Raw genomic sequence first — 26168 nt, 5'->3', positions numbered from 1 at the left:
GCAGGGCCTCACCAGCCTCGTTCGCGCCATTCGCCCAGGTGAGGGCGTTCGGCGCCGAGCACCGTGTCGTCGCCGTGGCCGGGGTAGATGACGGTGGAGTCGTCGTACACGTCGAACACCCGGGTGGTGACGTCGTCCAGTAGCTGCGCGAAATCGCCAGGCTGCCAGGTCTTGCCGACGCCGCCCGGGAACAGGCAGTCGCCGGTGAACAGCTGGGTGACCCCGCCCGCGGCGGGCCCGTCGAGGGCGAGCGCGATCGAGCCGGGCGTGTGCCCGCGCAGGTGGATGACGTTGAACTGCAGCTCGCCGATCTGCACGGTGTCGCCGCCCGCCAGCAAACGGTCCGGTTTGACCGGCAGCGCCTCGGCGTCGATCTCGTTGGCGGCGGTCGGCGCACCGGTGGCCGCGGCGACGGCCTCCAGCGCCTGCCAGTGGTCGAAGTGCTGATGGCTGGTCACGATCAGCGACACCCTGGGTGCGTTCTGCCGGATCAGACCGATCAGGACGTCGGCGTCGTTGGCGGCGTCGATCAACAACGTCTCCCCGGTCGCGGAACACGTCACCAGATACGCATTGTTGTCCATAGGGCCCACCGACACCTTTAGGATCGTGGCGCCGGGTAGGGTCCGGCGGGCCGCAGTGCCAGGGTCGACGTGTCCGGTGTAGTTGTCGCTCACCTTGTCGGGGGCAGTCATAGCGGCCACGTTACTGGTCAAACGTCTCTTGTCGGTACGGGCACATAGCATGGAATGCGCCGTGCGCATTACCGGCTGCAGTACCTAAAAGATCCACTGAGAGAGGGCAGCGTGGCTGACCGCCTGATCGTCAAGGGCGCCCGCGAACACAACCTGCGGGGCGTCGACCTCGACCTACCGCGTGATGCGCTGATCGTCTTCACCGGGCTGTCGGGCTCCGGCAAATCGTCGCTCGCGTTCGACACGATTTTCGCCGAGGGCCAGCGCCGGTACGTCGAGTCGCTGTCCGCCTACGCCCGCCAGTTCCTGGGCCAGATGGACAAACCGGACGTCGACTTCATCGAGGGTCTGTCCCCGGCGGTGTCGATCGACCAGAAGTCGACCAACCGCAATCCCCGGTCGACCGTCGGGACGATCACCGAGGTGTACGACTACCTGCGGCTGCTCTACGCGCGCGCCGGCACGCCGCACTGCCCGGTCTGCGGCGAGCGGATCGCCCGCCAGACGCCCCAGCAAATCGTCGACCAGGTGCTGGTGATGCCGGAAGGTACCCGCTTCCTGGTGCTCGCCCCGGTGGTGCGCACCCGCAAGGGCGAGTTCGCCGACCTGTTCGAGAAGCTGAACGCGCAGGGCTACAGCCGGGTCCGGGTTGACGGCGTGGTGCACTCGCTGACCGATCCGCCGAAGCTCAAGAAGCAGGAAAAGCACGACATCGAGGTGGTGGTCGACCGCCTCACCGTCAAGGCCAGCGCCAAGCAGCGGCTCACCGATTCCGTGGAGACCGCGCTGAACCTGGCCGACGGCATCGTGGTGCTGGAGTTCGTCGACCACGAGCACGACGCGCACAACCGGGAGCAGCGGTTCTCCGAGAAGCTGGCCTGCCCCAACGGGCACGCGCTGGCGGTCGACGATCTGGAGCCGCGATCGTTCTCGTTCAACTCGCCCTACGGCGCCTGCCCGGAGTGCACCGGCCTGGGGATCCGCAAGGAGGTCGACCCCGACCTGGTGGTGCCCGATCCCGAACGCACGCTGGCCGAGGGTGCGGTCGCCCCATGGTCGACGGGCCACACCGCGGAGTACTTCACCCGGATGATGGCCGGGCTCGGCGACGAGCTGGGCTTCGACGTCGACACGCCCTGGCGCAAGCTGCCGGCCAAGGCGCGCAAGGCGATCCTGGAGGGCTCCGACCATCAGGTGCACGTGCGCTACCGCAACCGGTACGGCCGAACCCGTTCGTACTACGCCGATTTCGAGGGTGTGCTGGCGTTCCTGCAGCGCAAGATGGCCCAGACCGAATCCGAGCAGATGAAGGAACGCTACGAGGGCTTCATGCGTGACGTGCCCTGCCCGGAGTGTGAGGGCACCCGGCTCAAGCCGGAGATCCTGGCGGTCACGCTGGCCGCCGCGGGAGACCGGGGCGCCAAGTCCATCGCCGAGGTCTCCGAGCTGTCGATCTCGGACTGCGCGGACTTCCTCAACGCACTCACCCTGGGTCACCGCGAGCAGGCGATCGCCGGGCAGGTGCTCAAGGAAATCCAGTCGCGGCTCGGCTTTCTGCTCGACGTGGGGCTGGACTACCTGTCGTTGTCGCGTGCGGCGGCCACGCTGTCCGGCGGTGAGGCGCAGCGCATCCGGCTGGCCACCCAGATCGGGTCCGGCCTGGTGGGCGTGCTCTACGTGCTCGACGAGCCGTCGATCGGGCTGCACCAGCGTGACAACCGTCGCCTCATCGAAACCCTCACGCGGCTAAGGGATTTGGGCAACACGCTGATCGTCGTCGAGCACGACGAGGACACCATCGCGCACGCCGACTGGATCGTCGACATCGGTCCGCGGGCCGGTGAGCACGGCGGCGAGATCGTGCACAGCGGGACGTACGCCGAGCTGCTGGCCAACAAGGACTCGATCACCGGCGCCTTCCTGTCGGGCAAGGAGGCCATCGAGATGCCGGCGATCCGGCGTCCCGTCGACCGCAAGCGTCAGCTCACCGTTGTGGGCGCGCGCGAGCACAACCTGCGCGGCATCGACGTCTCGTTCCCGCTCGGCGTGCTCACCTCGGTGACCGGCGTGTCCGGCTCCGGGAAGTCGACGCTGGTCAACGACATCCTGGCCACGGTGCTGGCCAACCGGCTCAACGGTGCCCGGCTGGTCCCGGGCCGGCACACCCGGGTGACGGGCCTGGACCACCTGGACAAGCTGGTGCGGGTCGACCAGTCGCCGATCGGTCGCACGCCGCGGTCCAACCCGGCCACCTACACCGGCGTGTTCGACAAGATCCGGACCCTGTTCGCGGCCACCACGGAGGCCAAAGTCCGTGGCTACCAACCGGGCCGGTTCTCGTTCAACGTCAAGGGCGGCCGCTGCGAGGCGTGCACCGGTGACGGCACCATCAAGATCGAGATGAACTTCCTGCCCGACGTGTACGTCCCCTGCGAGGTCTGCCACGGTGCGCGCTACAACCGCGAAACCCTGGAAGTGCACTACAAGGGCAAGACCATCTCCGAGGTACTGGACATGTCGATCGAGGAGGCGGCGGAGTTCTTCGAGCCCATCACCGGCATCCACCGCTACCTGCGCACGCTCGTCGACGTCGGCCTGGGCTACGTCCGGCTGGGCCAGCCCGCCCCGACGTTGTCCGGTGGCGAGGCGCAGCGCGTCAAGCTGGCCGCCGAACTGCAGAAGCGCTCGACAGGGCGGACGGTCTACATCCTCGATGAGCCCACCACCGGGCTGCATTTCGACGACATCCGCAAGCTGCTGACCGTCATCAACGGGCTGGTGGACAAGGGCAATACGGTCATCGTCATCGAGCACAACCTGGACGTCATCAAGACGTCGGACTGGATCGTCGACATGGGGCCCGAGGGTGGCGCCGAGGGCGGAACCGTTGTCGCCGAGGGCACTCCGGAGGACATCGCCGCGGTGCCGGAAAGCTACACCGGGAAATTCCTCGCCGAGGTCATCGGACGCGCGGCCCCGCCGCGGCGGTCGACCCGGCGGCGCAAAGCCACCGCCTGAGCGGCCCTCAGCCGGGAATCTTGGTCGCCATCTGGTTGGCGATCAGCCTGGCCTGGTTGATGGTTCCCGGTGCGCAGACGTTGACGTCGAGGACCACGTTGGACACCGCCTGCATGACGTGCTGGCACACCACCGCGGTGTTGGCCAGCGTGCGCTGCAGGGCGATGTTGGGCGGGTTGCCGCTCAGCTGCCCGAAGGTCCATTCGAACGGGGCCTTGTCGCCGGGCTGGGTCACGGATTTCCCCGCGCAGTCCCGCCATCGGTTCGACTGGTCGTTCACGAATCCCCGGGCCTGGTCGGCGGAGGCGAAGATCACCGCGCCCTGGGCGACGACGTAGGCCGGATTGCTTTGCGGCTTCTTCATCAGCTGGGCGAGCATCGCGGTGTAGCCGCTGCTTTTGTAGGTCCGGGTTTGGAAACCGATCAGCGCTCCGAGGCACTTGTCGTCCGACAGCGTGTTGCCCGGGCCGGGGTCGGTCATCTCGGTCACGTTGTGGTCGACGATGATCCCGGTGGTGCCGACCAGCGTGTTGATCTGGTCGACCGGAAGCAGAAGCGAATCCAATTGTGCGGGAACCACTGTCGGGGCGGCGCTGCTGGTCACGGTGCTCGTGGTGGAGGGAGCGACGGTGGCCGTCGTTGAGGAGGCGTCGGGCGGGGAATCACCGGACTTGCTGACTGCCAACCACACCCCGGTGCCCGCGATGACCGCGACGATGAGCGCGAGAGCGCCGATGACCAGCCCCAGCCTGCGCTTGGGTGGGGTGGGCGGCGCCCAGGGCGGCGCGGGCGGAGTGGCGACCCAGGCCGGATGGGCCGGCGCGGGCTGGGGCCGGAACTGCTCCACCCGCGGCGGCGGCGCGAAATGCCGGCTGTGCTCGATCAGCTCGGTCGCCTGGTGTCGCTCGGGCGTACTCAGCGCCTGCAGGGCCGCTTTCGCGAGATCGCCCGCCGTGACGTAACGGTCGCCTGCGTCCTTGGCCATCCCCCGCGCGATGACCTCGTCGAAAGCCGCCGGGACGGCGGGATTGCGTTGGCTGGGGCGCGGGATGGGCTCGACCAGGTGTGCAGCCATCAGCGCGCTGAGGCTGGTGGTTTGGAAAGGCCTTGTGCCCGTGAGGCATTCGAATAGCAGGCAGGCCAGTGCGTAGATGTCGACGCGGTAGGTGATCTCGTCGTCGCCGAACCGCTCGGGGGCCATGTAGTTCCAGCTGCCGATGGCTGCGCCGGTCTTGGTCAGCCGTTGATCGGTGGCCGCCGCGGCGATGCCGAAATCGACCAGATAGGCGAAGTCGCCCTCGGTGAGCAGGATGTTCTCGGGTTTGATGTCGCGGTGAACGACGCCGGCGCGGTGCGCTGCGTCGAGCGCGGCGGCGACTTGTTCGACGATCGCGACCGCGCGCGGGGGTGGCAACGGCCCGGTGCGGCTCAGCACGGTGCCCACATCCCGCCCATCGATGAAGCGCATGTCGATGAACACCTGGCCGTCGAGTTCGCCGTAATCGTGTATCGGCACGATGTGCGGTTCCTGCAGCCGGCCCGCGGTCCTGGCCTCGCGTTGCATGCGCAGGCGAAAGGAGTCATCGGAGCTGACTTGCTCGGAGACCAGCTTGAGCGCCACCACGCGATCCTTGACGGTGTCGTAGGCCTCGTAGACCTCGCCCATTCCGCCGCGGCCCAGCAGTCGGCGCAGTCGATAGGGCCCGACCTGGCTCCCGATCCGCGAACCGGGCTGCGTTTCACTCATCGACGTCCCCCCGACGCTAAGCCGGCTGCCCTAGTCCTCATCCGTGCGCATCGACTCGCGGATCTCGGCCAACCGTTCGGCCGCAGCGCGCTCGCGCTCGTCGTATTGCTCGGTGACAGAGCGGCCCTCGGGCGATTCGGCATCCAATTCCGCGTCGCCCAAGGATGTCGCGTAGCGGTTTTCGATCTTCTCGCGGACGGATTCGAAGGTCGGCACACCGGCGCTGTCGTACCCCGGATCGGGTGGGGTTGGTTCGTCGGGCATGGAGGTCACGCTACTAAAGGCCCGCCCGCCGCTCGCGCTCCAGATAGCGCACCATTTGCTCCCAGTACACCAGCGTCAACGCCATCTGCACCGCGATGGCAGTCGCCGCGGGCAGCAGGCGACGGCGGCGCGCGGCGACGACGGCGCCGAGCGCGGCCACCGATGTCAGGGCGCTGACCACCATGGCCGCGTCGTGGGGGCGACGGCTGATCCACAACTCCTCGCCCAGCATCGCCCGCGTCGACCACGCCCGCTCGTGCGCCGGCTTGCCGAAAACGAACGGGTTGACGGCCAGCCACAGCCCGATCCACGCCGCATGGCTCCAGCGCCGCGTCCACGGTGGCACCAGGATCAGCGGGGTGCTCGCCCAGCGGGTCCCGGCGCTCCACGGATTGCAGTGCCGCGCAAAGATCGCGCGCCGGACCCGCGCAACGGAAAACACCGGCGGGCTACCGCCTGGCGGGCGAATGGTCGGCCGGGATGATGACCGGGGTGGCGGGCGCGGGCGAGGCGGCACCGGGCAACGCGGTCCGCGGGATTCCCGGCGTGCCCAGCCGGCCGGCCAGCCATGGCAGCGCGGCGGCGAAGACCCGGTCGGCGAACGGCCAATCGTGTTTGCCCGGCTGCGCCAGCACCGCGCAGTCGATCCCGTTGGCGCGTCCGAGTGCGCACAGCGAGTACGCGGCCGCCGTCTGGTTGCCGGGGTCGGCGGCCGCTTCCCGGCTGGCGAGACGGATCGCGCCGCTGTCGGTCATCATCGGGTCGTGGCCCGTGGCGGGCGGGCGGTCGGAGGAGATGGCGAACCAGCCGGCGACGTCGCTATAGGGGCCGTGCCGGCTGATCACCGTGGTTGGGTCGAATGCCGCCCACGCGTCGGCGTTCCCGCCGAAGAGCCGCGCGATGGTTTGGGTCCGGTTTCCGGCGTTGGGGAAGAAGTCGCCCGCGACGTCGACGAACGCGCTGAACATGTCGGGGTGCATGACGGTCAGGTCGACCGCGCAGGTGCCGCCCATCGACCAGCCCGCGACGCCCCAGTGCGACCGGTCGCGGCTGACGCCGAACTTGGAAACCAGGTACGGCACAACGTCTTTGGTCAAATGGTCGGCGGCGTTACCGCGGACGCCGTTGACGCATTCGGTGTCGTTGTTGAAGGCCCCGCCGGAGTCGACGAAGACCAGCACCGGGGCCTTGCCGCCGTGGGCGGCCGCGAAGTCGTCGATCGTCTTGACCGCGTTGCCCGCCCGGGTCCAGTCGGCCGGGGTGTTGAACTGGCCGCCGATCATCATGACCGTTGGCAGCGCCGGCGGCGGGCTGCTGGTGAACCACTCGGGCGGCAGGTAAACCAGCTCACCGCGGTGCTTGAAATGCGAGGCGTCAGAGGGGATCACCACCGGAACCACGCTGCCGTGCGGTGGCCGCGCCCGTTTGGCGGCCATCGCGGTGACGGTGGCCGGGTCGGTCTGGTCGGGCAGGGGACCGGAGGTGATCTGGTTCCACGCGGCCTGCACGGTGGGGAAGTAGCCGACCCACAGGTTGAGCACCAGCGCGGCACACAGCGCGCACAACGGCACGGCCAGCAGCCCTGCCCCGCGCCGCCAGCGGCGAGCGCCGCGCCACCCCAGGACCAGCACCGCCACCGCCGTGCCGGTCAACGTGATCCAGAGCCACAGTGCCACCGGCGCGGGTTCGTCGGACAGGCCGCGGTCGACGATGTACCAGTGCGTCAGGTAGGCCACGGCAGCACCGGCCAGCGCAGCCGCCGGCAACCACACGGTCCGCCAGCGACGCGACCGCCAGCCGACGGCCAGGGTCAGCACGACCGCGGTCACCACCTGGATCGTGGTGGGCACCCAGCCGTGCATCAGCGAGGTGTGGCTACTTGCCAGCAACTGCGTCGTGGCATTGATCGTCGACGCGGTCACGGCATTCATTGTGATCCATTGTTAACCGGCCTGGAACATATTCACCGAATGTTCGCCATGGGACCGCCCGCGCGTCGCGGGCCGCCTAATGGGGCTTGGCCAGCGGAAATGGCAGGGTTTCGCGGATGCTTCGGCCGGTTATGAGCATGACGAGCCGATCGATGCCCATGCCGAGCCCGCCGGTGGGCGGCATCGCGTACTCCATGGCCTGCAGGAAGTCCTCGTCGAGCTCCATGGCCTCGGGGTCGCCGCCGGCGGCCAGCAGCGACTGCTCCTGCAGGCGGCGGCGCTGCTCCACCGGGTCGGTGAGCTCGCTGTACGCGGTCCCCAGCTCGACCCCCCAGGCCACCAGGTCCCACCGCTCGGCGACGCCGCGCCGGCTGCGGTGCGGCCGGGTCAACGGTGAGACGGACGTCGGGAAGTCGATGTAGAAGGTCGGCCGCTCGGTCCGGTCCTCGACCAGGTGCTCGTAGAGCTCGAGCACCACCGCGCCGGCGTCCCACTGCGCCCGATACGGAATGTGGGCGGCGTCGGAGAATTTGCGCAAAACGGACAACGGGGTGTTGGGATCGATGTGTTCCCCGAGCGCCTCGGACACCGCGTCGTGCACGGTCTTCACCGGCCAGTCTCCGGAGATGTCGACCGGTTCCAGGCGGCCGTCGGCGCCGGGCCGCAGCACGGTCTGCTCGCCGTGGGCGGCCTGCGCGGCGTTTTGAATGAGCTCCCGGCTGCCGTCGATCCACACCATGTAGTCGGCATGCGCCTGGTAGGCCTCCAGCAGCGTGAACTCCGGGTTGTGGCTGAAGTCGACCCCCTCGTTGCGGAAGGCCCGGCCCAGCTCGAACACCCGCTCCACGCCGCCGACGCACAACCGCTTCAGGTACAGCTCCGGCGCGATCCGCAGGAACAGGTCCATGTCGTAGGTGTTGATGTGGGTGACGAACGGGCGGGCGGTGGCTCCGCCGTGGATCTGCTGCAGGATCGGCGTCTCGACCTCGATGAACCCCTTGGCGAACAACGTTTCCCGGACGGAGCGCAGGACGCTGCTGCGGGCCGTGACCAGCTCGCGCGACTCGGGATTGACCGCCAGGTCGACGTAGCGGGTCCGCACCCGCGCCTCGGGGTCGGTCAGCCCCTTCCACTTGTTCGGCAGCGGCCGCAGGCATTTACCGATCATCCGCCAGTCGCGCACGATCAACGAGCGGGTTCCGTTCTTGGAAAAGCCCATGTGCCCGGCCATCTCGACCAGGTCGCCGAGGTCGATTGCCGCGGTGAAGTCCGCGGTGCGGCCGTGCTCCAGGCGTGAATTGTCCAGCAGCACCTGCAATTCGCCCGACCAGTCCCGCAGCTGGGCGAACAGCACCCCGCCGTAGTCGCGTATCCGCAATATCCGGCCCGCCACGGAGACCGTTTCCTGATCGTCGGCGTCCAACGCACGGGAGACGGTGTGGCTGGGTGGGGATCCCACCGGGTAGGCATCAATGCCGTTGCGCCGCAATATCTTCAGTTTGGCCAGGCGCACCCGCACCTGCTCGGGCAAGCGGGCCCTGGACTCCTCGAGTTCCGCGTCGTCGCGTCGTTGTTGCAGCTCGCTGACGTCGGGCGCCGAGCCGTCGTGGTGCAGCAGGCCCGACTCCGCCAGCCTGGGCGGCACGGCGGGGTGATGGCCGGTGTGCACCTTGTCGCGCCGGGTGAACGGCAGCACCAGGAAGCCCTCGGCGATCACCGAGGCGACGCCGACCCGGGGGATCAGGCGCGCGTCCTCATAGCAGGCGTAGCGCGGAACCCATTCCGGTTGGTACTTCATGTTCGACCGGTACAGCGTCTCCAGCTGCCACCACCGCGAGAAGAACAGGAGCAGCCCCCGCCACAGCCGGGCGACCGGGCCTGCGCCGAGTTGCGCGCCCTGTTCGAAAGCCGAGCGGAACATCGCGAAGTTCAACGAAATGCGGCTGATGCCAAGGGTTTCGGCGGTCAGGGCGAGCTCGCTGACCATGAGCTCGATGGTGCCGTTGGGGGATTGCGGCGAGCGGCGCATCAAGTCCAGGGAGACCCCGGTGGTTCCCCACGGGACCAGTGAGAGCATCGCGACGACGGCGCCGTCGCGGTCCAGCGCTTCGACCAGCAGGCAATCCCCATCCGCCGGATCGCCGAGCCGGCCCAGCGCCATGGAAAAGCCGCGCTCGGTCTGGGTGTCGCGCCAGGCGTCCGCGCGGGTGATGGTCTGGGCCATCTCCTCGGCCGAGATGTCGCGGTGCCGGCGGATGCGCAGGGTCAGCCCGGCCCGGCGCGCCCGGGTGACGGCTTGGCGCACCCCGCGCATGTCGGGACCGGACAGCCGGAAATCGGCGGTCCGCAGGATCGCCTCGTCGCCCAACTCGAGCGCGTTCAGCCCGGCCTCCCGGTAGACGCGCGCCCCCTGCGTGCTGGCGCCCATGACGCCCGGCGCCCAGCCGTACGCCTGGCACAGCCCCAGCCAGGAGTCGATGGCCTGCGGCCACGCCCGCGGGTCGCCGATCGGGTCACCACTGGCCAGGCATACGCCGACCTCGACGCGGTAGGTGATGGCGGCGCGGCCGCTCTGCGCGAACACCACCGACTTGTCGCGGCGGGTCGCGAAGTATCCGAGCGAGTCGTGCTTGCCGTACAGCTCGAGCAGCCCGCGGATGGCCGACTCGTCCTCGCCGGTGAGCGCATTCTCGGCACGCTGGGATTGGAAGAGCACGATGGTTGCCAGGATCAGCGCCAGCGCTCCGAACAGGCCGAAGATCGCGTTGAGGAACACGTGCGGCTTGCCGGTGAACAGATCCGGATCGGCCAGGGCGAATCCGACGACCCGGTTGGCCACGTAGGGCAGGCGGTCCGGGCGCGCCAGCGTTCCGGGCCACAACTCCACCAGACCCCACGAGACCAGGATTCCGACCACGTCCCCCGCGACCAGCACCGCGGCCGCCTTGACCATGGCGCCTTTGCGCACCTTGGCCCAGAACTCCCGGTATGCCAGCACCAGCAGCACGATCGCGACGATGTGCACCGCGAAGCCGAGGTTCTCCCCGAAGGTCTCGGCCGCGGTGTTGTCGCCCGCGGCCATGTCGGCGACGTTCAGGCCGGCGGCAAGGATCATCTGGCCGAGCAACACCAGCCAGGCGATCCGTTTCCGGGCGGTCAGGGCCGCGGCGAGCAATGCGAGCACGAACGACCACGCGATGCTGGTGTCGGGGAAGTTGAACAGGTAGTTGTTGATGAACTCGCGGGGGACCTTGATCAGCCACCGGATAGCCGGGGACACGCTGGCCAGCAGGGACACGGTGGCGATGACGCCCACGATCCACCCGGCCGCCGCCGGTACCCAGCGATACCGGGATTGCGACCGGCCGCGAGCCCCCGAACGGGACCCCGAACGAGATGAAGCGAGTGTCACAGACCGCGAGGATATGCCCTCAATCCGTGAAAAGCTTGGCGAAGCGCGAAGAGGGGCTGGCAATAATCGGTCCGGTCGCGCAAGCGTGCTCGTACGCGCCGGACGGGGCTGGGGCGAAGTGCAAAAAGCCGCCCCGTGGCTGCTAAACTTGCGTCCGCGACCATCCCGGCGAAGGCCAGGAACAGTAAGTGGAGTCCCACTCCCACCGCGTGCCACGAAGTTTTCTTCAAGGCTTGGCGGTCCGGTCACAGGCATCGCGCATGTCTGTTCCGCGGGCAACGCGGGCGGCTTGACCAGTTGCAAGCCGTGATCGGTCGGCATTGGGCCCTGCTATTGCAGGGCTTTTCTGCTGGTGGTGTGGTGTTTCCGCCGCTGACTCCCGACCCAGACCCTGGCCGCGAGCGCAGGATATCTATAAGCCCAACAAGGGAGGCCCCATCAGCACTGAGACCCGCGTCAACGAGCGCATCCGCGTACCTGAAGTCAGATTGATCGGCCCCGGGGGAGAGCAGGTAGGCATAGTGCGCATCGAAGACGCACTTCGCGTCGCTGCGGATGCCGATCTCGACCTTGTCGAAGTTGCCCCGAACGCCAGACCCCCGGTCTGCAAGATCATGGACTACGGCAAGTTCAAATACGAGGCGGCGCAAAAGGCGCGCGAATCCCGCCGGAACCAGCAGCAGACCGTCGTCAAAGAGCAAAAACTGCGACCGAAGATCGACGATCACGATTACGAGACCAAGAAGGGTCACGTAATCCGCTTCCTGGAGGCGGGTTCGAAGGTGAAGGTCACCATCATGTTCCGCGGACGTGAGCAGTCGCGGCCCGAGTTGGGCTACCGCCTGTTGCAGCGGCTGGGCGCGGACGTCGCCGAATACGGCTTCGTCGAGACGTCCGCCAAGCAGGACGGCCGCAACATGACGATGGTGCTGGCCCCGCACCGCGGCGCGAAGACTCGTGCCAGGGCGCGGCACCCCGAAGGACCCGGGGACGGCGCCGCATCGGACGCCGACGCGGGCGCCGACACCCCTTCACCCAACTGACCTGAGACCAAATAGCGAGAATTTGAGAAGTAGAGGAAACATGCCCAAGGCCAAGACCCACAGCGGGGCTTCGAAGCGGTTCCGGCGCACCGGAACCGGCAAGATCCTGCGCGAAAAGGCGAACCGTCGACACCTGTTAGAGCACAAGCCGTCCACCCGGACTCGCCGGCTGGAAGGCCGCACGACCGTGGCGGCCAACGACACCAAGCGGATTAACAAGCTGCTGAACGGCTGATCTTCAACAAGCCGAGCGCCGGGACCCGTCGGTGCCGGCACCCGACCCATTGACTTAGAACGAGAGTAGGAACCCCCATGGCACGCGTGAAGCGGGCGGTCAACGCCCACAAGAAGAGGCGCAGCATTCTCAAGGCCTCGAAGGGCTATCGCGGCCAGCGCTCGCGGCTCTACCGCAAAGCCAAAGAGCAGCAGCTGCATTCGTTGAACTACGCCTACCGCGACCGCCGCGCGCGCAAGGGCGAGTTCCGCAAACTGTGGATCTCGCGGATCAATGCGGCGGCCCGCGCCAACGACATCACCTACAACCGGCTGATCCAGGGTTTGAAGGCCGCCGGTGTGGAAGTGGACCGCAAGAACCTGGCCGACATCGCGATCACCGATCCCGCGGCATTCACCGCGCTGGTCGACGTCGCCCGGGCCGCACTGCCCGAGGACGTGAACGCGCCCTCGGATTCCGGAGAGGCCGCCTAAACCGGCTTCCGGGTGCAGGTGCTGACCGAACGCTCGGCCCGGGTCGCCGCGGCGGCCAAACTGCATCGCCACGTCGGCCGGCGGCGGGCGGGCCGATTCCTGGCCGAAGGCCCCAACCTGGTCGAGGCGGCGGCCGCTCGCGGTCTGGTCCGCGACGTCTTCGTCACCGAAGCCGCGTCGCAGCGGTATGCGGCTTTGCTTGGCGCGCAGCGCTGTCCGGTCCATCTGGTCAGCGAGCGGGCCGCAAAGGCGCTGTCCGACACGGTCACCCCCGCCGGACTGGTCGCCGTCTGCGAAATGCCGGCGACCGGCCTGGCGGACGTGCTGGCCGGTTCGCCCCGGCTGATCGCGGTCGCCGTCGAGATCAGCGAGCCGGGCAACGCCGGCACGGTCATTCGCATCGCCGACGCCATGGGCGCGCAGGGCGTGATCCTCGGCGGGCACAGCGTCGATCCGTACAACAGCAAGTGTCTGCGCGCATCGACCGGCAGCATCTTCTCGATTCCGGTGGTCGCCGCGCCTGACCCGGCCGCCGCGCTGGCCGCCGTGCGCGCCGCCGGGCTGCAGGTGCTGGCGACCACAGTGGACGGCGAGACGCGCCTCGACGACGCCGCGGCACTGCTCGCCAGGCCGACCGCGTGGTTATTCGGGCCCGAATCGCAGGGTCTGCCAACCCAAATCGCGGCGGGGGCCGATCACCGCATGCGCATCCCGATGGCCGGCGGTGTCGAGAGTCTGAACGTGGCCTCCGCCGCGGCCATCTGCCTCTACCAGAGCGCGCAGGCGCTGGGCATGTTCAAGCGGCCCTGACGCGACCCCGGGCGGGCCGCAGACCCGCCAGCGACAGCGTCCCGTGCACCAGCGAGCCGGCGCGTTCCATGAGGGCCTTCGCGGGGTCGAGCGGCGACCGCGGACGGGGAGGGAAGTAATGCATGGGCAGGCCGCGGCGGTCGCGCGGCGGCGCCATGAACGGCGGAGCCTCCACCAACGGCGCGTTTCGGGGCAGCCGCCCCTCGGCCCGGCGGTACGCGGCCAGCGCGCGGGGGTGCAGCCGAATCTCGTCGGGAACCGCCAGGAAGGCCAGTTCGACGAACTTGCCGAACAGGCGCAGCAGCACCTCGTCTCCGGGCGTCCAGCGCATGCCCGCCTTCTCGCGAACCGCGGGCTCGAACAGGCCCGCCGCGATCCAGCGCTGGCCGGCGACAAGCGGCCTGAACATCTGGTCCCAGATCGGCGTCGGCACCAGCACGAATTTCGGCTTGGGGATCCGGATTTGGAAGATGTCCAGTGTCGCCTGGTTGATTTCCAATTCCTCGCGGCAGACCCGATCCCAGTACTCGCAGAACTCCTCCCAGGAGGTGGGCACCGGTCGCATGCTCATCCCGTACATCCGGTACCACCGCACGTGCTCGTCGAACAGCTGCCGCTTCTCGGCCTCGGTCAAGCCCCCGCAGAAGTACTCGGCCACCTTGATCACCAGCATGAAGAAGGTGGCGTGGGCCCAATAGAAGGTTTCGGGGTTCAGCGCGTGATACCGGCGGCCGGACGCGTCGACGCCCTTGATGGTGTGGTGGTAGCTCTTGATCTGCCGCCCCGTCTGGGCCGCCCGGTCACCGTCGTAGACGACGCCCATGATCGGGTACACCGAGCGGGCCACCCGCTGCAGGGGCTCGCGCAGCAGGATCGAATGTTCCTCGACGCCCGCGCCCAACTCCGGATACATGTTCTGGATCGCGCCGATCCAGACGCCCATCATTCCCGTGCGTAGATCGCCGAAGTACTTCCAGGTCAGGGATTCGGGTCCGAGCGGATCGTCGGATCTCGTTGGAATGGCAGTCATCTCGGCCTCCTCGGCTCACGATAACTTTGACAACGCGCGTTGTCTACGATTTCCGGCGTACGCGCCGGCGGGTGTTATGCAGCGTCCATAGCGGTGTGGCGTCCCTGTGATCAGGCGATACGTTGCGAGCTGTGACACAAACCGTGGGGCCTTCATTGCCCGGCTCCGCAGGAACCAAATAACCTGGCCAGGTGGAACTCGCGCGTCGCGACTCGGACTCGGGCGAGCCCGATTCGCCGCCGCAGTCCGCGGTCTCGGCGCACGGCGCCTCGCACTGGTTGCACAACCGGAATCACAGTCCCGGCGCGGTGGCGTTCATCCGCCGGGCGCGGCGTCTGCTACCCGGGGATCCCGAGTTCGGCGACCCGCTGTCCACGGCCGGCGAGGGTGGACCGCGCGCCGCGGCGCGAGCCGCCGACCGGCTGCTGGGGGATCGCGACGCGGTGTCGCGTGAAGTCAGCCTCGGGCTGTTGCAGGTGTGGCAGGCGCTGACCGAGTCGGTCGCCCGACGTCCCGCGAATCCCGAGGTGACATTGGTGTTCACCGACCTGGTCGGCTTCTCGTCGTGGTCCTTGCAGGCCGGTGACGAGGCGGCGCTCACCCTGTTGCGACAGGTGGCGCGGGCCGTCGAGCCGCCGCTGCTGGACGCCGGCGGTCACATCGTCAAACGAATGGGTGACGGCCTGATGGCCGTCTTCGGCGATCCCACCGTCGCGGTGCGGGCCGTCCTGGCCGCCAAGGAGGCGTTGAAGTCGGTCGAGGTGGCGGGCTACACGCCGCGGATGCGGGTCGGGATCCACACCGGGCGGCCCCAGCGGATGGCGGCGGACTGGCTCGGTGTCGACGTCAACATCGCCGCGCGGGTGATGGAACGGGCCACCAAGGGCGGGGTCATGGTGTCAGGTTCGACACTCGACCTGATCGCCCAGAGCGAACTGGACGCGATGGGCGTCGTCGCCAAACGTGCACGTAAACCGGTGTTTGCGGGCAAGACCCCTGGCGTCCCGGCCGACTTGGCGATATATCGTTTGCGCACTCATAGGGAGTTGACAGCGCCCGATCACACTTCCGAAACAAATTAGCCGACATAATGGAGGCAATGTTCGGGGGCATCTTCGCCCGGCTCGCCCGGGTCCAGTTCACGGTGGGATACGTGGCGATGCTGCTTGCCGTCAGCGGTGCCATCGTGGCGCTCGGGCCGCACGCGCATGACGTGCTCGTCGAGCGGGCCAGCACCAACCTGCACAACCTGGCCCATGGCCACGTGGGCACGCTGCTGGGCAGCGCGCTGGTGGTCGACGCCGGGCCGCTCTACTTCTGGTTACCGTTCCTGACCTGCCTGCTCGCGCTCGGCGAGCTACACCTGCGCACCATCCGGCTGGTGGTCGCGTTCCTTGTCGGTCACATCGGCGCGACGCTGCTCGTGGCCGCCGCCCTGGCCGCCGCGGTCGAGTTCGAGTGGATGCCGGTGTCGATCACCCGGGCCAGCGATGTCGGGATGAGCTACGGCGCCCTGGCGGTGCTGGGGGCGATGACGGCGGTGATTCCCCAGCGCTGGCGGGCCGCCTGGGTCGGCTGGTGGGTGTCGGCCGGCATTGCCTCGGCGATCATCGGCGGCGATTTCACCGACGCCGGGCACACCGTCGCCGTGGTGTTGGGCGTGCTGGTCTCCGCCCGGCTCCGCCAGCCCATCCACTGGACGCCGGTGCGCATCATGATGCTGGCCGCCTCGTCGGGCTTCGGCTTCCTGCTGCTGGCCCACCACTGGGGAACGATGGCCGCGGCGCCCGCCTTCGGCGTCCTGGGCGCGCTGGCCGCGCACAAGCTCGTGCAGTTCGTCACCGGGCGCAGCGCGGTGCTGGACGAGCACGCGCTGACCGGTGCGCAGCCCGTCACAACCGGCTAAGCGAGCCGCCCGCCGTTAGTCCGAAGCGCCCGCCGGGCTGCACGCACCGCATCACTATGATCGGCACTTGCCGCTGGGCAAGCTTCCTCCCCAGCCCTTCATCAGCAAGGAGAGTGTCGCCGCGTGGGTGCTCAGCCCGTCGACCTGTCACCGGACGCCTTGGCCACGGCGGTCGGCGCCGCCCGGGAGGCGATCGCGCTCGCCGGCGATCTGGACGCGCTGGCGCGCGTGAAGACCGAGCACCTCGGTGACCGCTCACCGCTGGCGCTGGCCCGCCAGGCGCTGGGCACCGTCCCCAAGGACGAGCGGGCCGATGCCGGCAAGCGGGTCAATTCCGCGCGAACCGAAGTCCAGCGCAGCTACGAGGATCGACTGGCGGCGCTGCGCGCCGAACGCGATGCGGCGGTGCTGGCCGCGGAGGGCATCGACGTCACCCTGCCGTCGAGCCGGCAGCCGATCGGCGCCCGGCACCCGATCACCCAGCTCGCCGACCACATCGCCGACACCTTCGTCGCGATGGGGTGGGAGCTGGCCGAGGGGCCGGAAGTCGAGACGGAGCAGTTCAACTTCGACGCCCTCAACTTCCCCGCGGACCACCCGGCGCGCAGCGAGCAGGACACCTTCTACATCGCGCCGGACGACTCCCGGCAGCTGCTGCGCACCCACACCTCGCCGGTGCAGGTGCGCACCCTGCTGGCCCACGAGCTGCCCGTCTACATCATCTCGATCGGCCGCACCTTCCGCACCGACGAGCTCGACGCCACCCACACGCCGGTCTTCCACCAGGTCGAGGGGCTGGCGGTGGACCGGGGATTGTCCATGGCGCATCTGCGGGGCACCCTCGACGCGTTCGCCCGGGCCGAGTTCGGCCCGGAGGCGCGCACCCGGATCCGCCCGCACTTCTTCCCGTTCACCGAGCCCTCCGCCGAGGTCGACGTGTGGTTCGTCGGCAAGAAGGGCGGCGCCGGCTGGGTGGAGTGGGGCGGCTGCGGCATGGTGCACCCGAACGTATTGCGGGCCGCGGGGATTGACCCGGACGTCTACTCCGGATTCGCGTTCGGCATGGGCCTGGAACGCACCCTGCAGTTCCGCAACGGCATACCCGACATGCGCGACATGGTCGAGGGCGATGTCCGGTTCTCGTTGCCGTTCGGGGTGGGTGCCTGATGCGCATCCCCTACAGCTGGCTGCGGGAAGTGGTAGCGGCGGGCTCGCCGGGCTGGGACGTCGCCCCCGGTGATCTCGAGCAGGCGCTGGTGCGCATCGGCCACGAGGTCGAGGAGGTCGTCACCCTCGGCGCGGTCGACGGGCCGCTGACGGTGGGACGGGTGACGAGCATCGAGGAGCTCACCGGCTTCAAGAAGCCGATCCGCGCCTGCCGGGTCGATGTCGGCGGCGGCGCGGAGCACGACATCGTGTGCGGAGCAACGAATTTCGTTGTCGATGATCTGGTGGTCGTGGCGTTGCCCGGCACCACACTGCCGGGCGGGTTCGCCATCACGGCGCGCAAGACCTACGGCCGCGACTCGGACGGCATGATCTGCTCGGCGGCCGAACTCGGCTTGGGCGCTGATCATTCCGGGATCCTGGTGCTGCCGGCCGGCACGGCCGAACCGGGCGCCGACGGCGCCACGGTGCTCGGGTTGGACGACGTGGTCTTTCACCTGGCGATCACCCCCGACCGGGGCTACGGCATGTCGGTGCGCGGGCTGGCCCGCGAGATCGCCTGCGCCTACGACCTGAACTTCGTCGACCCCGCGGACATCAAGCCGTTGCCGGCCGAAGGGGAGGCGTGGCCGCTCGCGGTGGACGCCGAGACCGGCGTGCGCCGGTTCGCCCTGCGGCCCGTCACCGGGATCGACCCCGCGGCGGTGTCGCCGTGGTGGCTGCAACGGCGGCTGCTGCTGGCCGGCATCCGCGCGACGTCGCCGGCGGTGGACGTCACCAACTACGTGATGCTCGAACTCGGTCACCCCATGCACGCGCATGACTGCGACCGCATCTCCGGGGGCCTGGTCGTGCGGTTCGCGCGGGCCGGCGAGACGGTCGTCACCCTGGACGACGTCGAGCGCCGGCTCGATCCGGCCGACGTCCTGATCGTCGACGACCGGGCGACCGCGGCGATCGGCGGCGTGATGGGCGCGGCGAGCACCGAGGTACGCGCCGACTCCACCGAAGTGCTGCTGGAGGCCGCCGTCTGGGACCCGGCGGCCGTCTCGCGCACCCAGCGCCGGTTGCACCTGCCCAGCGAGGCCGCCCGGCGCTACGAGCGCGGGGTGGACCCGGCCGTCTCGGTGGCCGCACTGGACCGCTGCGCGGCGCTGCTCGTCGAGATCGCCGGGGGAGCGGTATCGGAGAAGCTGACCGATTGGCGGGGCGACCCGCCGACCGACGACTGGTCGCTACCGCCGATCCGGATCCCCGCCGACCTGCCCGACCGCGTCGCCGGGGTGGCCTACCCGCCGGGCACCACCGCGCGGCGCCTGACACAGATCGGGTGTTGCGTGACCGGCGACGGCGACACGTTGACCGTGACGCCGCCGAGCTGGCGACCCGACCTGCTGCAGCCCGCCGACCTGGTCGAGGAGGTGCTGCGGCTGGAGGGGCTGGAGGCCATCCCGTCGGTGCTGCCCGCGGCCCCGGCGGGCCGCGGCCTCACCGCTGGGCAGAAGCGTCGCCGCGCCATCGGCAAGTCGCTCGCGCAGTCGGGGTACGTCGAGATCCTGCCGACGCCGTTCCTGCCCGCGGGCGTGTTCGACCTGTGGGGCCTGCCGGAAGACGACCCGCGACGCGCCACCACGCAGGTGCTCAACCCGCTGGAGGCCGACCGCCCGCACCTGGCCACCACGCTGCTGCCCGCGCTGCTGGAAGCGTTGGTGCGCAACGTATCCCGCGGGCTGGTGGACGTCGCGCTGTATGCCCTGGCGCAGGTGGTGCAACCGACCGAGCAAACCCGCGGCGTGCAGCCCATTCCGGTGCACCGCCGGCCCACCGATCACGAGATCGCCCTGCTGGACGCCTCGCTGCCCCGGCAGCCGCAACATGTCGCGGTGGTGCTGGCGGGCCTGCGCGAACGGCGCGGCCCCTGGGGTCCCGGCCGCCGGGCCGAAGCCGCCGACGCGTTCGAAGCGGCGCGCATCATCGCCCGCGCCAGCGGCGTCGAGGTGAGCCTGCGGGCGGCCCAGCGCCTGCCATGGCACCCGGGGCGGTGCGCCGAGGTGCTCGTCGGGGAGACCGTCGTCGGTCACGCCGGGCAACTGCACCCCGCCGTGATCGAGCGGTCCAACCTGCCGAAGGGCACCTGCGCCGTCGAACTGAACCTCGACGCGATCCCCATCGTCCAGGCGTTGCCGGCGCCCAGGGTGTCGCCGTTCCCGGCCGTCTTCCAGGACCTCAGCCTGGTGGTGCCCGCGCACGTGCCCGCCCAGGCGGTGGCCGACGCCGTCCGGGACGGCGCCGGCGCGCTGCTGGAAGACCTGCAACTTTTCGACGTCTTCACCGGCCCGCAACTCGGGGAGGACCGCAAATCGCTGACCTTCGCCCTGCGTTTCCGCGCCCCGGACCGCACGCTGACCGAGGACGACGCCAGCGCGGCCCGCGATGCCGCGGTGCGACGCGCCGCCGAGGCGGTCGGTGCCGAACTGCGCGGCTAGCGATCCGCATTGGAATGGATTTGCAAAGCAATGCATAACCATGCAGAATCGGCGGAATGGCCGACGTATTGAGGGTGGCGATCGCCGGGGCCAGCGGCTATGCGGGCGGTGAAATCCTGCGGCTGTTGCTCGGGCATCCGGCCTACGCCGACGGCCGCCTCGTCATCGGTTCGCTGACAGCCGCGACCAGCGCCGGCAGCATGCTCGGCGAGCACCATCCGCACCTGACGCCGCTGGCCCAGCGCGTGGTCGAGCCGACCGAACTCGCCGTGCTGGCCGGCCACGACGTGGTGTTCCTGGCCCTGCCGCACGGGCATTCGGCGGCGCTGGCCGCACAACTCGGCCCCGACACCTTGATCATCGACTGCGGCGCCGACTTCCGGCTCACCGACGCCGGCGCCTGGGAACGGTTCTACGGCTCCCCGCACGCCGGCAGCTGGCCCTACGGGCTGCCCGAACTGCCCGGCGCGCGCGAGCGGTTGCGCGGGGCGCGCCGCATCGCCGTCCCGGGTTGCTATCCGACCGCGGCGCTACTGGCGTTGCTGCCCGCGGTGGCCGAGGACCTGATCGAGCCCGCCGTCACGGTGGTCGCCGTCAGCGGCACCTCCGGGGCCGGCCGCGCCGCCAAGACCGATCTGCTCGGCTCCGAGGTCATCGGATCCGCGCGGGCCTACAACATCGCGGGCGCCCACCGGCACACCCCCGAGATCGCCCAGGGCCTGCGGGCCGTCACCGACCGCGACGTCACGGTGTCGTTCACCCCGGTACTCATCCCGACCTCGCGCGGCATCTTGGCCACCTGCACCGCGCGCACCCGTACGCCGCTGTCGCAGCTACGGGCCGCCTACGAAAAGGCTTACGACGCCGAACCTTTCATCCACCTGCTACCCGAGGGTCAGCTGCCCCGCACCGGATCGGTGATCGGCAGCAACGCGGCGCACCTGGCCGTCGCGGTGGACGAGGCCGCGGAGACCTTCGTGGCCATCGCCGCCATCGACAACCTGGTCAAGGGCACCGGCGGCGCGGCGGTGCAGTCGATGAACCTGGCGCTGGGATGGCCGGAGACACAAGGCCTTTCGATGGTCGGGGTGGCACCGTGACCCGCACCACCGAGGCTCGCCTGGTGCGCGAACAGGGCGTCACCGCGCCGGCCGGGTTCCGGGCCGCCGGCATCGCCGCGGGCATCAAGGCGTCGGGCAACCGCGACCTGGCCCTGGTTTTCAGCGAGGGGCCCGACTACGCGGCGGCCGGCGTGTTCACCCGCAACAAGGTCAAGGCCGCGCCGGTGCTGTGGACCCAGCAGGTGCTGACCACCGGGGCGCTACGCGCCGTGATCCTCAACTCCGGCGGTGCCAACGCCTGCACGGGGCCGGGTGGCTTCCAGGACGCCCACGCCACCGCCGAGGCGGTCGCGGCCGCGTTGTCCCACTGGGGGACCGAGACCGGCGCCGTCGAGGTCGCGGTCTGCTCCACCGGGTTGATCGGCGACCGGTTGCCGATGGACAAGGTGCTCGCCGGGGTGCGGACCATCGTGCAGGACATGGCCGGTGGGCTCGGCGGCGGTGACGAGGCCGCCCGCGCGATCATGACGACCGACACGGTGCCGAAACAGGTTGCGCTGCACCACCCGGGCAACTGGACGGTCGGTGGGATGGCCAAGGGCGCGGGGATGCTGGCGCCGTCGCTGGCCACCATGCTCTGTGTGCTCACCACCGACGCGGCCGCCGAACCGGCCGCGCTCGACCGCGCGCTGCGCCGCGCCACCGCGCTCACCTTCGACCGGCTCGACATCGACGGTAGCTGTTCGACCAACGACACGGTGCTACTGCTGGCCTCCGGGGCCAGCGGGATCGCCCCCGCGCAGGCGGATCTCGACGACGCCGTGCTGCGGGTGTGCGACGACCTGTGCGCGCAGCTGCAGGCCGATGCCGAAGGCGTGACCAAGCGCGTCACCGTCACCGTCACCGGGGCCGCCTCCGACGACGACGCGCTGACCGCGGCGCGGGTGATCGCCCGCGACAGCCTGGTCAAGACCGCGGTGTTCGGGTCCGACCCCAACTGGGGGCGCGTGCTGGCCGCCGTCGGGATGGCGCCGGTCACGCTCGATCCGGATCGGATCACTGTGTCGTTCAACGGCTTTGCCGTTTGCGTCGACGGGGTCGGGGCGCCGGGCGCGCGCGAGGTGGACCTGTCCGGCGCGGACATCGACATCACCGTCGACCTCGGCGTGGGTGGCGGCTCCGCGGCCGTGCGCACCACCGACCTGTCGCACGCCTACGTCGAAGAGAACTCGGCATACAGCTCATGAGCAGCACCGGCGACGATGCAGAACGCAGTGATGAGGTGGGGGCACCTCCCGCTTGCGGGGGAGAGCGGCGCATATCCGTGCGCACGCAAGGGCTGCCGACCGGGGTCAAAGCCCAGGTGCTGGCCGAAGCGCTGCCCTGGCTCAAGCAGCTGTACGGCAAGATCGTCGTCATCAAGTACGGCGGCAACGCCATGACCGACGACACGCTGCGGCACGCCTTCGCCGCCGACATGGCCTTCCTGCGCAACTGCGGCGTCCACCCCGTCGTCGTGCACGGCGGCGGCCCGCAGATCACCGCCATGCTGCGGCGCCTCGGCATCGCGGGAGACTTCAAGGGCGGCTTCCGGGTCACCACGCCCGAGGTGCTCGACGTGGCGCGGATGGTGCTGTTCGGCCAGGTGGGCCGCGAACTGGTCAACCTGATCAACGCGCACGGCCCCTACGCCGTCGGCATCACCGGCGAGGACGCGCAACTGTTCACCGCCGTGCGGCGCAGCGTCACCGTGGACGGCGTGGCGACCGACATCGGTTTGGTCGGGGACGTCGAGCGGGTCAACACCGCCGCGGTGCTGGATTTGATTGCGGCGGGCCGCATTCCGGTGGTGTCGACGCTCGCCCCGGACGCCGGGGGCGTGGTGCACAACATCAACGCCGACACCGCCGCGGCGGCGCTCGCCGAGGCCCTGCGGGCCGAAAAGCTGTTGATGCTCACCGATGTCGAGGGTCTCTACACCAGCTGGCCGGACCGCGAATCGCTGGTCAGCGAAATCGACACCGCCACACTCGCGCAACTGCTACCCACCCTGGAGGCGGGCATGATCCCCAAGGTCGAAGCGTGCCTGCGGGCCGTGACAGCGGGTGTGCCCAGCGCGCACGTCATCGACGGCAGGGTCGAACACTGCGTACTGGTCGAGCTTTTCACCGATGCGGGCACCGGCACCAAGGTGGTGAGCCAATGAGTGAATCCGAAGCGATCAAGCAGCGCTGGGAAGCCGTGATGATGAACAACTACGGCACCCCGCCGCTTGCGCTGGCCAGCGGTGACGGCGTCGTGGTCACCGACGTGGACGGCAACACGTACCTGGACCTGCTCGGCGGCATCGCGGTCAACGTCCTCGGCCATCGCCACCCCGCGGTCATCGAGGCCGTCACGCGGCAGATGACGACGCTGGGCCACACCTCCAACCTGTATGCGAGCGAACCGGGTATCGCGCTGGCCGAGGAGCTGGCGGCCCTGCTGGGCTCCGACAAGACCGGCGCGCCGCCGCGGGTCTTCTTCTGCAACTCCGGGACCGAGGCCAACGAGGTGGCGTTCAAGCTGTCGCGGCTGACCGGACGCACCAAACTCGTTGCGGCGCAGGGTGGTTTCCACGGCCGCACCATGGGCGCGCTGGCGCTGACCGGTCAGCCGAGCAAGCGGGCGCCGTTCGAGCCGCTGCCGGGTTACGTCACGCATGTGCCCTACGGCGACACGGAGGCGCTGGCCGCCGCGGTCGACGACGCCACCGCCGCGGTGTTCCTCGAACCGATCATGGGGGAGGGCGGCGTCGTCGTCCCGCCCGAGGGCTATCTGACCGCCGCCCGCGAGATCACCGCGCGGCACGGCGCGCTGCTGGTCCTGGACGAGGTGCAGACCGGGATGGGCCGCACCGGAGCGTTTTTCGCCCATCAGCATGACGGCATCACCCCGGACGTCGTGACCATGGCCAAGGGGCTGGGCGGCGGGCTGCCCATCGGCGCGTGCCTGGCCGTCGGGCGGGCCGCGGACCTGATGGCGCCCGGCCTGCACGGCAGCACGTTCGGCGGCAACCCGATCTGCGCGGCGGCGGCGCGGGCGGTGCTGCGGGTGATCGCCGACGAGGACCTGGTCCGGCACGCCGACGTATTGGGCAAGTCGGTGCGCCACGGCATCGAATCCCTGAACCACCCGCTGATCGACCACGTGCGTGGACGTGGCCTGCTGCAAGGCATGGTGCTGACCGCGCCACGCGCCAAGGAAGCCGAAAACGCCGCGCGGGAAGCCGGTTTCCTGGTCAACGCCGCCGCACCCGAGGTCATCCGGCTGGCACCGCCACTGATCGTCACCGAAGCCCAGCTCGAAACCTTCGTCGCCGCGCTGCCGGGCATCCTGGACAGGGCCGCCGAATGACCCCCCGCCACTTTCTGCGCGACGACGACCTGTCGCCCCAGGAGCAGGCCGAGGTGCTGCAGCTGGCCGCCGACCTGAAGAAGGACCCGTTCAGCTGCCGGCCGCTGGAGGGGCCCCGCGGCGTCGCGGTGCTCTTCGACAAGAACTCCACCCGCACCCGGTTCTCCTTCGAGGTGGGCATCGCCCAGCTCGGCGGGCACGCCGTCGTCGTCGACGCCCGCAGCACGCAGCTGGGCCGCGACGAGACGCTGCAGGACACCGCGCGGGTGCTGTCCCGCTACGTCGAGGCCATCGTGTGGCGGACATTCGAGCAGGACCGACTCGAGGCCATGGCCGAGGTGGCCACCGTGCCGGTGGTCAACGCGCTCTCCGACGAGTTCCACCCCTGCCAGGTGCTCGCCGACCTACAGACCATCGCCGAACGCAAGGGATCGCTTGCCGGACTGCGGATGTCCTACTTCGGCGACGGCGCCAACAACATGGCCCACTCGCTCCTGCTCGGCGGCGTGACCGCCGGCATCCACGTCACCATCGCCGCGCCGGACGGCTTCGCCCCCGCCCCCGCCTTCACGGCGGCGGCACGCGAGCGCGCCGACACCACCGGCGGCTCGGTCACCCTCACCACGGACGCCGACGCAGCCGCGACCGGTGCCGACGTCCTGGTGACCGACACGTGGACGTCGATGGGGCAGGAGGGCGACGGCCTGGACCGCCTCACCCCGTTCCGGCCGTTCCAGGTCAACCAGCGACTGCTGGGCCTCGCCGATCCGGAAGCCATTGTGCTGCACTGTCTTCCGGCCCACCGCGGCGACGAGATCACCGACGAGGTGATGGACGGGCCGGCCAGCGTGGTGTGGGACGAGGCCGAGAACCGGCTACACGCCCAGAAGGCGCTGCTGGTGTGGCTGCTGGAGCGGCGCTCATGACCCCCGGCCGCGACGATGCAGTGGGGGCACCTCCCGCTTGCGGGGGACGCAGCGATGAGGAGGAGCGGGCGCAATGACCCGCAGCAAGACCACCCCCGAGACCACCCGGGCCGGCCGGCAGGACCGCATCGTGGCGATCCTGTCGTCGGCGGCGATCAGCAGCCAGAGCGAGCTGGCGGCCCGGTTGGCCGACGAGGGCATCGAGGTCACCCAGGCCACGCTGTCGCGCGACCTCGAGGAGCTGGGCGCGGTGAAGCTGCGCGGCGCCGACGGCGGCGTGGGCGTCTACATCGTTCCCGAGGACGGCAGCCCGGTGCGCGGCGTCTCCGGCGGCACCGCGCGGCTGTCCCGGCTGCTTAGTGAACTCCTGGTCTCCGCCGACGCGAGCGCCAATCTCGCGGTGCTGCGCACCCCGCCCGGCGGCGCCAACTATTTGGCCAGCGCGATCGACCGCGCGGCGTTACCGTACGTCGTCGGCACCATTGCCGGCGACGACACGGTCTTCGTGGCCGCCCGAGAGCCGATGACCGGCGCCGAGCTGGCCCGCACCCTAGAAGAGCTCACCTAA

21 protein-coding genes and 1 pseudogene are annotated in these 26168 nt (G+C 69.7%); 15 read left to right on the top strand and 7 right to left on the bottom strand.

What is annotated here, in order from left to right; translation table 11 throughout:
• Positions 1-8: 8 nt before the first annotated feature.
• Positions 9-695, bottom strand: a complete 687-nt coding sequence (locus H7J89_RS01320; protein ID WP_264035764.1) for an MBL fold metallo-hydrolase — start codon at positions 693-695, stop codon at positions 9-11.
• A 111-nt stretch (positions 696-806) separates the two neighbouring features.
• Between H7J89_RS01320 and uvrA the strand changes: the two genes are divergently transcribed.
• Positions 807-3713 (top strand): excinuclease ABC subunit UvrA, encoded by a 2907-nt coding sequence (gene uvrA, locus H7J89_RS01315; RefSeq protein WP_264035763.1) that lies wholly within the window; start codon positions 807-809, stop codon positions 3711-3713.
• Positions 3714-3720: 7 nt separating this feature from the next.
• Here the strand turns inward: uvrA and H7J89_RS01310 are convergent, their stop codons facing one another.
• The 5 genes from H7J89_RS01310 to lysX all read right to left on the bottom strand — a co-directional run bounded on the left by H7J89_RS01310 (position 3721) and on the right by lysX (position 11067).
• Complete coding sequence (locus H7J89_RS01310; RefSeq protein WP_264035762.1) at positions 3721-5460, bottom strand: serine/threonine-protein kinase PknH/PknJ; 1740 nt, start codon at positions 5458-5460, stop codon at positions 3721-3723.
• 30 nt (positions 5461-5490) lie between these two features.
• The gene (locus H7J89_RS01305; protein ID WP_264035761.1) at positions 5491-5724 is read right to left on the bottom strand and encodes a hypothetical protein; all 234 of its coding nucleotides are present in this window, start codon (positions 5722-5724) and stop codon (positions 5491-5493) included.
• A 13-nt stretch (positions 5725-5737) separates the two neighbouring features.
• Positions 5738-6166, bottom strand: a complete 429-nt coding sequence (locus H7J89_RS01300) for a DUF6653 family protein (RefSeq protein ID WP_264035760.1) — start codon at positions 6164-6166, stop codon at positions 5738-5740.
• Between the two features lie 7 nt (positions 6167-6173).
• Complete coding sequence (locus H7J89_RS01295) at positions 6174-7655, bottom strand: alpha/beta hydrolase (RefSeq protein ID WP_264035759.1); 1482 nt, start codon at positions 7653-7655, stop codon at positions 6174-6176.
• A gap of 76 nt (positions 7656-7731) precedes the next feature.
• Positions 7732-11067, bottom strand: coding sequence for a bifunctional lysylphosphatidylglycerol synthetase/lysine--tRNA ligase LysX (gene lysX, locus H7J89_RS01290; RefSeq protein ID WP_264035758.1), 3336 nt, complete (start codon positions 11065-11067; stop codon positions 7732-7734).
• 437 nt (positions 11068-11504) lie between these two features.
• Between lysX and infC the strand changes: the two genes are divergently transcribed.
• From infC to H7J89_RS01270, 4 genes are all read left to right on the top strand, one after another.
• Positions 11505-12110 carry a translation initiation factor IF-3 gene (gene infC / locus H7J89_RS01285; protein ID WP_082939437.1) on the top strand — a complete coding sequence of 202 codons (606 nt, stop codon included), beginning with the start codon at positions 11505-11507 and terminating at the stop codon, positions 12108-12110.
• A 40-nt stretch (positions 12111-12150) separates the two neighbouring features.
• On the top strand, positions 12151-12345 hold the full coding sequence (gene rpmI / locus H7J89_RS01280) for a 50S ribosomal protein L35 (RefSeq protein ID WP_066953125.1): 195 nt from the start codon (positions 12151-12153) through the stop codon (positions 12343-12345).
• Between the two features lie 77 nt (positions 12346-12422).
• Positions 12423-12818 carry a 50S ribosomal protein L20 gene (gene rplT, locus H7J89_RS01275; RefSeq protein WP_046184507.1) on the top strand — a complete coding sequence of 132 codons (396 nt, stop codon included), beginning with the start codon at positions 12423-12425 and terminating at the stop codon, positions 12816-12818.
• A gap of 18 nt (positions 12819-12836) precedes the next feature.
• Positions 12837-13628, top strand: coding sequence for a TrmH family RNA methyltransferase (locus tag H7J89_RS01270; protein WP_264035948.1), 792 nt, complete (start codon positions 12837-12839; stop codon positions 13626-13628).
• On the opposite strand, the gene H7J89_RS01265 is transcribed toward H7J89_RS01270, so the two are convergent.
• Positions 13615-14658 (bottom strand): oxygenase MpaB family protein, encoded by a 1044-nt coding sequence (locus H7J89_RS01265; protein ID WP_264035757.1) that lies wholly within the window; start codon positions 14656-14658, stop codon positions 13615-13617. The two genes, H7J89_RS01270 and H7J89_RS01265, sit on opposite strands and share 14 nt — an antisense overlap.
• A 191-nt stretch (positions 14659-14849) precedes the next feature.
• Here H7J89_RS01265 and H7J89_RS01260 point away from each other — a divergent pair, with 191 nt between their 5' ends.
• The 10 genes and pseudogenes from H7J89_RS01260 to H7J89_RS01215 all read left to right on the top strand — a co-directional run bounded on the left by H7J89_RS01260 (position 14850) and on the right by H7J89_RS01215 (position 26168).
• Positions 14850-15740, top strand: coding sequence for an adenylate/guanylate cyclase domain-containing protein (locus H7J89_RS01260; protein ID WP_264035756.1), 891 nt, complete (start codon positions 14850-14852; stop codon positions 15738-15740).
• Positions 15741-15757: 17 nt separating this feature from the next.
• On the top strand, positions 15758-16564 hold the full coding sequence (locus H7J89_RS01255) for a rhomboid-like protein (protein ID WP_264035755.1): 807 nt from the start codon (positions 15758-15760) through the stop codon (positions 16562-16564).
• A gap of 123 nt (positions 16565-16687) precedes the next feature.
• Positions 16688-17731, top strand: a complete 1044-nt coding sequence (pheS, locus tag H7J89_RS01250) for a phenylalanine--tRNA ligase subunit alpha (RefSeq protein ID WP_264035754.1) — start codon at positions 16688-16690, stop codon at positions 17729-17731.
• Complete coding sequence (gene pheT, locus H7J89_RS01245) at positions 17731-20217, top strand: phenylalanine--tRNA ligase subunit beta (protein ID WP_264035753.1); 2487 nt, start codon at positions 17731-17733, stop codon at positions 20215-20217. The genes pheS and pheT overlap by 1 nt, the downstream gene beginning before the upstream one ends.
• Positions 20218-20257: 40 nt before the next feature.
• Positions 20258-21317: pseudogene (argC, locus tag H7J89_RS01240) on the top strand (N-acetyl-gamma-glutamyl-phosphate reductase).
• Complete coding sequence (gene argJ, locus H7J89_RS01235; RefSeq protein WP_276041546.1) at positions 21272-22525, top strand: bifunctional glutamate N-acetyltransferase/amino-acid acetyltransferase ArgJ; 1254 nt, start codon at positions 21272-21274, stop codon at positions 22523-22525. The pseudogene argC and the gene argJ overlap by 46 nt, the downstream one beginning before the upstream one ends.
• Positions 22526-22602: 77 nt before the next feature.
• On the top strand, positions 22603-23484 hold the full coding sequence (gene argB, locus H7J89_RS01230) for an acetylglutamate kinase (protein WP_372513684.1): 882 nt from the start codon (positions 22603-22605) through the stop codon (positions 23482-23484).
• Positions 23481-24674, top strand: coding sequence for an acetylornithine transaminase (locus H7J89_RS01225; protein ID WP_264035750.1), 1194 nt, complete (start codon positions 23481-23483; stop codon positions 24672-24674). Before argB ends, H7J89_RS01225 begins: the two co-directional genes overlap by 4 nt.
• Positions 24671-25600, top strand: coding sequence for an ornithine carbamoyltransferase (gene argF / locus H7J89_RS01220; RefSeq protein WP_264035749.1), 930 nt, complete (start codon positions 24671-24673; stop codon positions 25598-25600). The genes H7J89_RS01225 and argF overlap by 4 nt, the downstream gene beginning before the upstream one ends.
• Positions 25601-25673: 73 nt before the next feature.
• Positions 25674-26168 (top strand): arginine repressor, encoded by a 495-nt coding sequence (locus tag H7J89_RS01215; RefSeq protein ID WP_264035748.1) that lies wholly within the window; start codon positions 25674-25676, stop codon positions 26166-26168.

Source organism: Mycobacterium paraffinicum, from assembly GCF_025822865.1.
Taxonomy (GTDB): domain Bacteria; phylum Actinomycetota; class Actinomycetes; order Mycobacteriales; family Mycobacteriaceae; genus Mycobacterium; species Mycobacterium paraffinicum.
This window is presented reverse-complemented; position numbering and strand designations above follow the sequence as displayed.

Excerpts from the sequence above, each read along its gene's own strand:
- H7J89_RS01265 (WP_264035757.1), bottom strand. The coding sequence starts at position 14,658 with ATGACTGCCATTCCAACGAGATCCGACGATCCGCTCGGACCCGAATCC.
- pheT (WP_264035753.1), top strand. The coding sequence starts at position 17,731 with ATGCGCATCCCCTACAGCTGGCTGCGGGAAGTGGTAGCGGCGGGCTCG.
- H7J89_RS01310 (WP_264035762.1), bottom strand. The coding sequence starts at position 5,460 with ATGAGTGAAACGCAGCCCGGTTCGCGGATCGGGAGCCAGGTCGGGCCC.
- H7J89_RS01215 (WP_264035748.1), top strand. The coding sequence starts at position 25,674 with ATGACCCGCAGCAAGACCACCCCCGAGACCACCCGGGCCGGCCGGCAG.
- rplT (WP_046184507.1), top strand. The coding sequence starts at position 12,423 with ATGGCACGCGTGAAGCGGGCGGTCAACGCCCACAAGAAGAGGCGCAGC.
- argF (WP_264035749.1), top strand. The coding sequence starts at position 24,671 with ATGACCCCCCGCCACTTTCTGCGCGACGACGACCTGTCGCCCCAGGAG.
- H7J89_RS01225 (WP_264035750.1), top strand. The coding sequence starts at position 23,481 with ATGAGTGAATCCGAAGCGATCAAGCAGCGCTGGGAAGCCGTGATGATG.
- argJ (WP_276041546.1), top strand. The coding sequence starts at position 21,272 with ATGGCCGGAGACACAAGGCCTTTCGATGGTCGGGGTGGCACCGTGACC.
- rpmI (WP_066953125.1), top strand. The coding sequence starts at position 12,151 with ATGCCCAAGGCCAAGACCCACAGCGGGGCTTCGAAGCGGTTCCGGCGC.
- H7J89_RS01320 (WP_264035764.1), bottom strand. The coding sequence starts at position 695 with ATGACTGCCCCCGACAAGGTGAGCGACAACTACACCGGACACGTCGAC.
- H7J89_RS01305 (WP_264035761.1), bottom strand. The coding sequence starts at position 5,724 with ATGCCCGACGAACCAACCCCACCCGATCCGGGGTACGACAGCGCCGGT.
- H7J89_RS01295 (WP_264035759.1), bottom strand. The coding sequence starts at position 7,655 with ATGAATGCCGTGACCGCGTCGACGATCAATGCCACGACGCAGTTGCTG.
- H7J89_RS01255 (WP_264035755.1), top strand. The coding sequence starts at position 15,758 with ATGTTCGGGGGCATCTTCGCCCGGCTCGCCCGGGTCCAGTTCACGGTG.